The organism is Candidatus Electronema sp. PJ (genome assembly GCF_048287395.1).
Taxonomy (GTDB): domain Bacteria; phylum Desulfobacterota; class Desulfobulbia; order Desulfobulbales; family Desulfobulbaceae; genus Electronema.
The window spans coordinates 34648-44461 of the sequence record NZ_JBLWEO010000069.1; the positions used below are offsets into that span (position 1 = coordinate 34648).

A 9814-nucleotide genomic window follows, 5' to 3' on the forward strand; every position below is an offset into this window, starting at 1 on the left:
TCGTTGCTTGAGTGCTTGTTGTTTTTTACCATTTTCTCCCAAAGAAACAAAACAAAATTCCAGGATGGTAGCGTTGCGGCCTTGCTGACGCAGGGATGATTCCTTGCCAATCCCCTCGCAGGGGCGTTTTGCGAAACGCCCTTACTGCCCGGCCTGCTTGCGTTTCAATTCATCGTAGTTCTTCTGAAAAATATCAAGATTCGGATGTCCGCCAGGGAATTCCACCTTCATGATGGACAAAGCGCACTGATAGAGTGCTTCCGCCGCAACATTCCTCCCTTGCTCAGAATACAAGTTGGCAAGATTGTTCAGGCTGTGCGTGCCATCAGGATGGTTTTCACCTAATTTTACATCATTCATAAGGTCTCTCATACAGACTATCTTCTGCTTGCGGACGTGCTGAACCAGCTGAAAAAAGGTTGCGGCTCGGCAACAGAGGAGTTCTGCCGACTAAGAAAGGAGTTGTACTCGGCAAGAAAGGAGTTTGGCCGAGTAACAAAGGAGTTCGAGTTAGCCGCAAAGGAGTCTTGCCGACTTGGCAAGGAGTTCTGCCGATTAAGAAAGGAGTTTTAGTCGGCCAAACTCCTTTGTGGCCAAACAGGAAAGGAGTTTGGCTAGGCAGAACTCCTCTTCTGCCGACTTCAACTCCTTTCTGGCCAAGCAACAAAGAAGTCTCACTGAGCTACAAACGTTTATCAGCAGCTGGGAAACGAGGGAAAACCGGGCCGGAACCTGCCAAACCGCCTTGCAAGGATGTTTCGCGAAACGCCACTACTGCCCTGCCAGCTTGCGTTTCAGGCCATCGTAGTTTTTCTGAACAAGATCAAGATTGGGATGGCCGCCGGGGAACTTCGCCTTCATGATGGCAATGGTACGTTGATACAGCGGCTCCGCTTCTGCGCCTTATACAGCCCTGCCAGATTGTGCAGGGTGGTTGCAACGAAGGGATGATCTTTGCCGAGGGCTTTTTCCTTGATCTCCAGCGCACGCTTGTACAGCGGCTCGGCTTTGACGTATTTACCCTGCGATTTATACAGCAAAGCCAGATTGTTCAAGGTGGTTGCCACGTCAGGATGGTCTTTACCGAGCGTTTGTTCCCAAATCTCCAGCGCACGCTTGAGCAGCGGCTCCGCTTCTGTGTATTTCCTCTGCGCCAGATACAGCTCGGCCAGATTATTCAGGGTAGCAGCCACATGTGGATGCTCCTTGCCGAGCTTCTGTTCTCTGATCTCCAGCGCACGCTTGTACAGCGGCTCGGCTTCCACGTATTTGCCCTGCGATTTATACAGGATAGCCAGATTGTTCAGGGTGGTTGCCACGTCAGGATGGTCTTTGCCGAGCGTTTTTTCATAGAGATCCAGAGCACGCTTGTACAGCGGCTCCGCTTCCTCGTAGCGGCCTTGCGTTCCATACAGCACAGCCAGATTATCCAGGCTTGCCGCCACGTTTGGGTGCTCCTTCCCAAGAGATTTCTCCACTATCTTCAGCGAATGCTTGTACAGCGGCTCCGCTTCTGCGTATCGGCCCTGCGATTTATACAGCAAAGCCAGATTGTTCAAGGTGGTTGCCACGTCAGGATGGTCTTTGTCGAGCGTTTTCTCCTTGATCTCCAGCGAACGCTTGTACAGCGGCTCTGCTTCATGATATTTCCCTTGCGCATTATACAGAAAGGCCAGATTGTTCAGGGTATTTACCGCATAAGGATGATCTTTGCCGAGCTTTTGCTCATATATCTCCAGCGAACGCTTGTACAGTGGCTCCGCTTCAGCGTATTTCCCCTGCTGATAATACGATACAGCCAGATTGGTTAGGCTCTCTGCCGTATCAGGATGTTCTTTGCCCAGGGCTTTTTCCTTTATCTCCAGATCACGCCTGTAACGCAGCTCATTTGCTTCCTTAGCCGGCTGAGTAGGTTGCTTGGCAGGCGCAGGAGTTTCCTTCCAATTCAGAGCAATCCCGCCCGCAACCGCTATTACAGCGAGGATGAAAAGCAAAATCATCCCCCAGCGCAGCAGCGGCGCGATTAACGGGCCGGAGAGCTTCTTGCTGTTCAGAAACAGCGGCTTGATAACCAGGGCAAAAATAAACAGGGCGAATCCAACCAGCACCAGCGGGTGCTTCAGAGGCTCAATCCACTCGTTCATATTCATTGAACCTGCCTCCTAACTTTCGGTTTTCTCTTTGCGGAACTCCCGATGTGCTTTCACAGCCTCAATCACCACCGGGATAACCGAGATGACAATGATGACGATGATCACTAGCTCAAAATGCTTCTGGACAAAGGGGATGTTGCCGAAAAAAACGCCCAGCAAAGTGAAGACCGCCACCCAAACAACGCCACCAATGATGTTCCAACGGATGAAGAAGCCGTAAGGCATCCTGCTTACCCCGGCAACAAAGGGCGCAAACGTGCGGATGATCGGCACAAAGCGGGCGAGAAAGATCGTCCTGCCGCCATGCTTCTCAAAAAAGACATGCGTGCGCTCCATGTATTCCTTTTTGATCCATTTGACCTCGCCAGTATAGGCTTTGGCTCCGATGCGATGGCCAATCCAGTAGTTCACGGTGTCGCCGAGCACAGCGGCAATGGAGAGCAGGAAGAAGAGCAGCCAGGGATTTAACTCCCCACGGGCGGCAAAGGTGGCAGCAGCGAAAATCAGCGAGTCGCCAGGCAGAAAAGGCGTGACCACAAAGCCTGTTTCCATGAACACAATGAGGAAAAGCAGGGCCAGCGTCCATCCCCTATACTCAGCAATGATGGTTGCGAGATAGGTGTCAACGTGGAGGGTGAAATCAACGAGTTTGAGAAGAAAATCCATGTAAGGAATCCCTGGGTAAAGGTTGAAAGCAGATGTTGAGTTGTTGGCTAGCGGTTAGCTGATCTTGTTTTTCCATTCCTTCATCTTCTCAGCAGACCAGCGAGCGCAGATGGCGGGCTTGTTCTGCATGATCCACTTGACGCAGGCATCGCCGCAGTCGGGATTGCAAAGAATAAGCTGGTCTTCTTGGCCGTGTTGTACCTTATCAAGCCAGGCTGGATCTGTCCACAGCACTCGTGCCAAGCCAATGCCATCTGCTTTTCCTGCCGCAAGGATGCTTTCTGCCAGCGAACCAGTTGCTATCCTGCCAGCAGCGATAACTGGAATGCTGACTTCCTTTTTAACCGCTGCGGCAAGATCAGCCATATAACCGCACTCTTTTGCTTTGCTGACAATATGCGGCAGATGGAAGGACTCATAGGTTCCACCCGTGACCGAAAGATAGGCAATGCCTGCGGCTTCAAGCGACCGGGCAAACTGCACCGCTTCAGCCAGCTGGAGACCGTCTGGCAGCAACTCATCAGCCATGAAGCGATAGCCAATGGGGAAATTGCCCACTTGCTCTTTAACTGCCGCCAGCACTTCAAGGGCAAAACGCTGCCGAGTCTCAAAGGAGCCGCCGTATTCATCCTCGCGCTGGTTAGTTCTTGGCGAGATAAACTGGGCCAACAGATAACCAGTGGCTCCGTGCAGCTCTAGCATGTCGAAGCCAGCGTTTTTCACCCGCAAAGCAGCCTCTGCATACTGCCTGATCAGGGTTTTGATTTCCGCTGTGCTCAATGCCCTGGGCATTCTGCCGAAGGCTGCAACCGCAGAAGGGGCTACAGGCTCCTGCGCAAGGGCAAAACGCCCAGCGTGATTGATCTGAAGGCAGGCGATAGCTCCTTCTTGGCGGATGGTTTCGGCCAGCTGCCGCAAGCCTTCCAGCTGGGCATCCGTATCTACCCGCAACATTCTGCCTGCCCCGATGCCAGCCGGATAATCTATGGTTGCGCCTTCAACCACTACCATTGCCGCTCCGCTTTGCGCCATGAGCCGGTAATGCTCCAGCAGCAAATTGCTGACCGTGCCGTCTTCATGGCCATAGGCAAGATAAAGCGGCACCATTATCACCCTGTTTTTCAAGGTGATGTCGGCAATTTTCAGCGCAGAAAAGAGATGTGCATACATGATAGACCTCCTTGTGAGAGTAAAAAAGAGACTGCCCCGGCAACTACGCCGAGGCAGTGAAGAAAATACGACTGGAAGCTACTGAAAAACCTACGCCATCCGAGCGGGGATGATGACCATCGTCTGGCCGCTCCATTGTAGCCGCCGCTGAATGGCAAAGGCCGTCTCGTTATGCAGTAGCCGCTGATACCAGCGTTCGCGGCGGAAGACAATCTTGCCCGCAAAGAAGGTCGCCTTGGGGAATTCTCGATGCAGCCTGCGGCAAAGTTTCTCCGCCTCATCCACAGCATCCGTGCCCAGCTCATAATCGCATTCGCAGGGAATGCGGAGCCGTTTTGCCAGCCGCAGATACCGATCTAACATTTTCTCCGTCTCCTGTTGCAGGGCCTCAACCGTCTCTTCACCCTTGAACACGCCGGAATCTACCACACCAACCGTGACAAAGAGGAGATTTTTGTAATAGCCAGGAAACATGCGGAAGATATTGAGCATGGTATGGATGCCAAGACCGCTGTACGAGCCGACCAAGAGAATGGCGGTCGGTTGGCTGGGATCCAGAGGGCGGCTGTTCTCCTCCTCACCTGCCGGAACATGGGCCAGTTCCACCATGTCTTCCTGATACAGCTCGGAGATTTTGGCATACACCATACCGTAATGCTTCCGCACGATAAAGGCCAGCCCGACCAGTGCGCCTGTGATCACCACGGTCATCCAGCCGCCGAGAAAAAACTTCTCCCAGACCGTGACCGCCAGAATGGAGAGGCAGAGCAGCAAGCCAACCGCGAATAGGGCTGCCTGCCGTCGCCAGTGTTGCTCTGTGCGTCGGTCGAGCCAGTGCTTCAACATGCCGAGCATGGACAGCGAAAAGGTCAGGAAGACGTTGATACTGTACATAACGACAATCGCGCTGACATTGCCGTGCGTATAAAGCAGCGCACCAAGCGCAGCCCCGCACATCAGGAGGATGCCATTCTGGGTGGTCAAGCGGTCAGAAAGAGCAGAGAAGCGGTGCGGCATCCAAGAGTCCACGGCCATGTTGGCAAGAACGCGCGGCCCGTCTATAAAGCCTGCTTGCGCGGCTACAATCAACAGTGCGCCTTCAGAAAACAGGGTCAGGAAGACAAAGGTGCTGCTGAAAGGAAGCTGCGCAGCCACACGCTCGGCCAGCACTGCGTTCATGGTCTTGCCCGGCACATGGCTGACGTTCCAAAGAAGATAGCAAAGCAACAGCCCGGCAGCAGTAAAGGCCAAGGATGAGGCCATGTAGAGCATAGTCCGCTTGGCGGTCGGTACACGGGGTTCCCGCATGATCGGTAGGCCGTTGGAAACCGCTTCAATGCCGGTGTAGGTGCCGCCACCAAGGGAGAAAGCACGCAGGAGGATCAGCAACAGCCCGAACACCCCGATATCAGAGATCCCTTGCGAAAAACCATTGCAGATATTGGCCGTCATCTTCGGTAATTCCTCGCTATGCCCGATGATGCCGTAGCTGATCAGGAGCAGATGTGTGAGGACAAAGACGATAAAGACCGGAGTCAGGGCAACTACTGACTCGCGCACGCCGCGCAGGTTGAGCGTGGCCAGGCCGAGCAGGAGCATGGCATCAACCGTCAGCTTCCAGTGATGAAAATGGAGCGGCACAAAGCTGAACAGGGCATCACCGGCAGCGGCAATCGAGATGGTGATGGTCAGAATGTAATCGACTACGAGAGCCGAGCCTGAGACCACGCCGACTCTCGGCCCCAGCAGCTTGGTTGCCACTAAATAACCGCCGCCACCGCTGGGAAAGGCTTCAATAATCCGGCTGTAGGCGATTGAAATGACAATGACGGTCACGACCGTCATCAACGCAAGCAGCACTGCCAGATAGGGATGCTCGCCAAGGGCCCGGAAGGCTTCTTCCGGGCCATAGGATGAAGACGACAGGCCGTCGGCACCCAGTCCCACCCAGGCGAGAAAGGGGATCAGCGAGAGATGATGAAAGAGCGACTTGTCACCAAGACCGCGCGGCGCACCAATCAGGGTGCGCCAGAGACGATGCAGGAAACTGCTTTCGCTGGACAAAAGTTCCCCCTTGCCGGGCAGATCTGAACCGGACAACTTGGCTTGCGGCATGGCAAACCTCCTTTTGCACGACCACGTGTTATCGAAAAAAGGAGATAAGCCCCCGTGGTCAAAGAGAGGTTCGCCCCTTCGACGCCTACGAGGTTAGCTGACGGACTCGGGCCGAAGAGTTAGCCCTACGCAAAATTTGCGATTCGCCCCTGAAAACTGGGTCCCCCGCTCCCGCCGTAGCGAGATTCGGCGATCATGTGCGCTAGTATAGACCTGCGACTGCCTGCTGTCAAGAGATGGAAAGAATGGTTGCTCCGGGCGTACTTACATCTTTTCCGGCGCACTCACGCCAACCAGCCCTAGCCCATTCGCCAAGACCGTCTTAATCCCTCTGCACAGACAGAGCCGAGCCGCTGTTAGCTGCGGGTCTTCAGTCATTACCTTATGCTTATTGTAGAAGGCGTGGAACTGCCCGGCCAAATCCATCAGGAAGAAGATGATTCGGTGCGGGGCAAGATCAGCAGCGGCCTCGGCCACTAAACCAGGATACGCGGCTAGTGTCTTGAGGAGTTGATATTCCTCTGGCTCACGCAGATAGTCCAAATTCACGTTAGCCAACTCTGGCACAGTGATGCCGCGCTCTGCTGCCAGCCGCTCAATGGAGCAGAGGCGGGCGTGGCCATATTGCACGTAATAAACCGGGTTCTCTTGGCTCTGTGCCTTGGCTAATTCCAGATCAAATTCCAACTGCGAATCCGGCTTGCGCATGAGGAAGAAGAAACGAAGCGCGTCCGTGCCCACTTCATCGGCCAGCTCATCAACCGTAATGAAAGTGGCCTTGCGGGTGGACATTTTGACCTGCTTGCCATCGCGCAGCAGGGTGACAAACTGGTGCATAATTATCTGCACCTTGGTTTTGTCAAAGCCCAAAGCCTCGACTCCAGCCAACACATCGGGCACAGTGGCGATATGATCGGAGCCAAAGATATTCACCATCCAAGCAAAGCCCCGGCGGAACTTCTCGCGGTGATAGGCGATGTCTGGTAGGCGGTAGGTGGGTTCGCCGGTGTTCTTAATGATCACCCGATCCTGCGCCTGGCCGAATTCGGTGGTTCTGAACCAGGTTGCGCCGTCCTGCTCATAGACTAGCCCTTTAGCGCGAAGCGTTGTCACTACGTCGTCAATCAGCCCTTTCTCGTAAAGGTCATGCTCGTTGTAGTAGGAATCGAAGACAATGCCGATGCGCTTGAGCGTGGCATCAATATCAGCGAAAATCGCCTCCTGCGCCCGCTTGCGGAAGAAATCCAAATCCGCGTCTTTGAATCCGTCACCCGCTTCAGTAATTATGCTCTCGGCGATATCGTACATATAGCCGCCTTGATAGCCATCTTCAGGGAATTCGTTCGGCAGGCCGAGCTTTTCCAGGTACCGCGCCTTGAGTGACGCGCCAAGAACACGCATCTGCCGTCCGGCATCGTTGAAGTAATATTCACGGGTAACATCGTAGCCCGCCGCGATAAGCAAGCGGGCAATGCTGTCACCGAGAATGGCATTGCGGCCATGCCCGACGCTTAAGGGGCCGGTCGGGTTGGCACTGACAAACTCGACCATCACCTTCATGCCCTTGCCAAGATCGCAGAGGCCAAACTTATCTTCCTTCTCGGCAATCGGCGTAAGCACGGAACTCCAGATTGCCGGGTTGACGAAAAGGTTAACAAAGCCCGGCCCGGCGATTTCTACTTTATCAAGTAGATCGGTATCGCGCCGGAGCATCGCTGCAAGCTGTTCGGCAACCTCGCGGGGCTTGCGCCGCTCCTTGCCCGCAACAATCATGGCGAAGTTGGTGGCGAAATCACCCTGGCCTTCATGGCGAGGAGATTCCAGATTGTACAGACCAGCGGCAGCGGCAGACCAGAGGTTCTGCTCTACGCCCTGCTGGAAGCAGTGGTCAAGAAGGTTTTTCAGTTGTGATCGGATCATAGAGATCTATTTACAGTTATGTTGGTTCCCAATTCAGTTGAATTGCAAGCAAAGTTTAAAAAAATTCAGAAGTTCATCTGCGGCATCAGAGTTTTTTTTACTCAGCTCCTCAATGGCCTTCTCCCAGCTCAATGTGTGTAAATCAATCACATCTAAGGTCGGTTCAAAATATTCCTGATACCAGTCATGAAGATCGCCGTTGTAGTTAGACATCCTCCCTTGAACTTTATTACGTATTGATTCTTTTGTCATTTCCTTTGCAAACTTTCCAGAATTAATCCTTAATTGCTGGCGCAAGAACTATGAAAGCAATCTGTTCGATTCTTGCAGGAGGAATATTTGCTCGCTTTAGAACTTCTGCCATACAAGCCACACTTCCGGCAGCCTGATCAAAATTTTTCGCATTCTTGGTTCTGCCAGAAAGAGAACTGTTTATTTTAGCCTCGATAACTACAAACTGTTTTGCATCAGAAAGTAACTCAAACCCTGCTTTTGTTCCATCTCTGAAACGAAAATGCCCAATCACACCGTCTGCATTTGTTCCTGTTTCAGCGGATTCATCCCCTCGTTTTTCGGCTTTGAATGCTGTCGGTAAAATTGCTTCTGAAACCCACGAGGAATCAGAGTGAAAAGTAAGTGGAAAATGGCTGACTTCTGCCTTGGAGAAGTGATAAAGAAGACATCTTAATAACCAGCCCTCGTTGTATATTGCAGTTGAGCGAAACGTAGGATGCTGCGGATCAAACTCTTCTATAAGTTTTGCTACGATATTCATAAGCTGTGCCTCTTTAATTTTTGAATAGACCGAGATAAGGAGGAATTTTCGAGAGGAATCCCACAATACAACATCTCCAGCGTAACAGTGCAGCCAACCGTCTCAAACAGCAGCACATCTTCCGGGCGCATCAGCCGCTCGTACTCCCATTTCCCATCCTGCCGCCGATATATCTCAACCTGCATCACATCCTGACTGACCAGCACATATTCCCGCAACGACGGCACAAACTGATAATGCAGAAATTTCTGCCCCCGGTCGTATGATTCCGTCCCTGCTGAAAGCACCTCAACAATGATTTCTGCATCCTTCGCCATGTCATCGGTAAGATAGGCAGCTTCATTGCAAATCACCATCACGTCAGGATAGACATAATGCCGATGCGCCTCAATATATAATCTGAGATCAGCCATGTACGGCGTGCATTTTTTGCCATCAAGATGCTGCACCAGCTCTGCCAATATCCGGCTGGAGAGCAAGTTATGCCAGCGCATACTGCCAGCCATCGCAAAGCATTCCCCTAGATGCCATTCGTGCTTCTCGTCCTGCTGGCGTTCAGCTGTAAGATATTCTTCTTCCGTGATGAAATGCTGTACTGCGGCCTGCATGAATTTCCTCCGTCCACTTCTCGAATCTGCTTGTTCTATCAGCATCTCGTTGCTGCCCAGTGCCAAATATCTACCCGCCGCTTGGGGAAAGCGCAAGTCTTTTTCTGCCGCTGCTGGCCGCCAAGTTCTCCTTGGCAGAGCCGCCGTTTGATCAGGCTGGATTCCGGTTGGATGCGTTTGCTGTGACCTGTCTTCGCAATAGCGGACACGTTTTATTCCCTAAGTAGCCCTTTTGAAGAAGAGCGGCTCGTAGTTGTCCGGCGACTGATAACTGATCGCCGAATGCCGCCGTTGTCGGTTGTAAAAGCCTTCGATGTACCGATTCGGCTTTGTGCTTCTGCTCTAGCCCTGAAGGAAGAGTGACAAACCAGCTCTCGCTTCAGAGTTCCAAAAAACGACTCGGTGAC

10 protein-coding genes and 1 riboswitch are annotated in these 9814 nt (G+C 52.8%); of the genes, 1 reads left to right on the forward strand and 9 read right to left on the reverse strand.

Annotated elements, in window-relative coordinates; all coding sequences use genetic code 11:
* Window positions 1-141 precede the first annotated feature (141 nt).
* Window positions 142-360 carry a tetratricopeptide repeat protein gene (locus ACNKIB_RS11280; RefSeq protein ID WP_417910658.1) on the reverse strand — a complete coding sequence of 73 codons (219 nt, stop codon included), beginning with the start codon at window positions 358-360 and terminating at the stop codon, window positions 142-144.
* Window positions 361-396: 36 nt separating this feature from the next.
* On the opposite strand from ACNKIB_RS11280, the gene ACNKIB_RS11285 reads away from it, so the two are divergent.
* Window positions 397-573: a hypothetical protein gene (locus ACNKIB_RS11285; RefSeq protein ID WP_417910659.1), complete on the forward strand. Its 177-nt coding sequence runs from the start codon at window positions 397-399 to the stop codon at window positions 571-573.
* Between the two features lie 284 nt (window positions 574-857).
* Here ACNKIB_RS11285 and ACNKIB_RS11290 read toward each other — a convergent pair whose 3' ends face one another.
* From ACNKIB_RS11290 to ACNKIB_RS11325, 8 genes are all read right to left on the reverse strand, one after another.
* Entirely contained in the window at window positions 858-2150 is a 1293-nt protein-coding gene (locus tag ACNKIB_RS11290; RefSeq protein ID WP_417910660.1) for a tetratricopeptide repeat protein, read from the reverse strand.
* A gap of 12 nt (window positions 2151-2162) precedes the next feature.
* Window positions 2163-2819 (reverse strand): DedA family protein, encoded by a 657-nt coding sequence (locus tag ACNKIB_RS11295; RefSeq protein ID WP_417910661.1) that lies wholly within the window; start codon window positions 2817-2819, stop codon window positions 2163-2165.
* 54 nt (window positions 2820-2873) lie between these two features.
* Complete coding sequence (locus tag ACNKIB_RS11300; RefSeq protein ID WP_417910662.1) at window positions 2874-3989, reverse strand: tRNA-dihydrouridine synthase; 1116 nt, start codon at window positions 3987-3989, stop codon at window positions 2874-2876.
* A gap of 90 nt (window positions 3990-4079) precedes the next feature.
* Window positions 4080-6104, reverse strand: a complete 2025-nt coding sequence (locus ACNKIB_RS11305; RefSeq protein WP_417910663.1) for an APC family permease — start codon at window positions 6102-6104, stop codon at window positions 4080-4082.
* A gap of 67 nt (window positions 6105-6171) precedes the next feature.
* Window positions 6172-6306: riboswitch (cyclic di-AMP (ydaO/yuaA leader) on the reverse strand.
* Between the two features lie 62 nt (window positions 6307-6368).
* Window positions 6369-8024 carry an arginine--tRNA ligase gene (argS, locus tag ACNKIB_RS11310; protein WP_417910664.1) on the reverse strand — a complete coding sequence of 552 codons (1656 nt, stop codon included), beginning with the start codon at window positions 8022-8024 and terminating at the stop codon, window positions 6369-6371.
* Window positions 8025-8057: 33 nt separating this feature from the next.
* Window positions 8058-8276, reverse strand: a complete 219-nt coding sequence (locus ACNKIB_RS11315; RefSeq protein WP_417910665.1) for a hypothetical protein — start codon at window positions 8274-8276, stop codon at window positions 8058-8060.
* Window positions 8277-8298: 22 nt separating this feature from the next.
* Window positions 8299-8799 (reverse strand): hypothetical protein, encoded by a 501-nt coding sequence (locus tag ACNKIB_RS11320; RefSeq protein WP_417910666.1) that lies wholly within the window; start codon window positions 8797-8799, stop codon window positions 8299-8301.
* Window positions 8796-9503, reverse strand: coding sequence for a Uma2 family endonuclease (locus ACNKIB_RS11325; RefSeq protein ID WP_417910667.1), 708 nt, complete (start codon window positions 9501-9503; stop codon window positions 8796-8798). The genes ACNKIB_RS11320 and ACNKIB_RS11325 overlap by 4 nt, the downstream gene beginning before the upstream one ends.
* Window positions 9504-9814 lie beyond the last annotated feature (311 nt).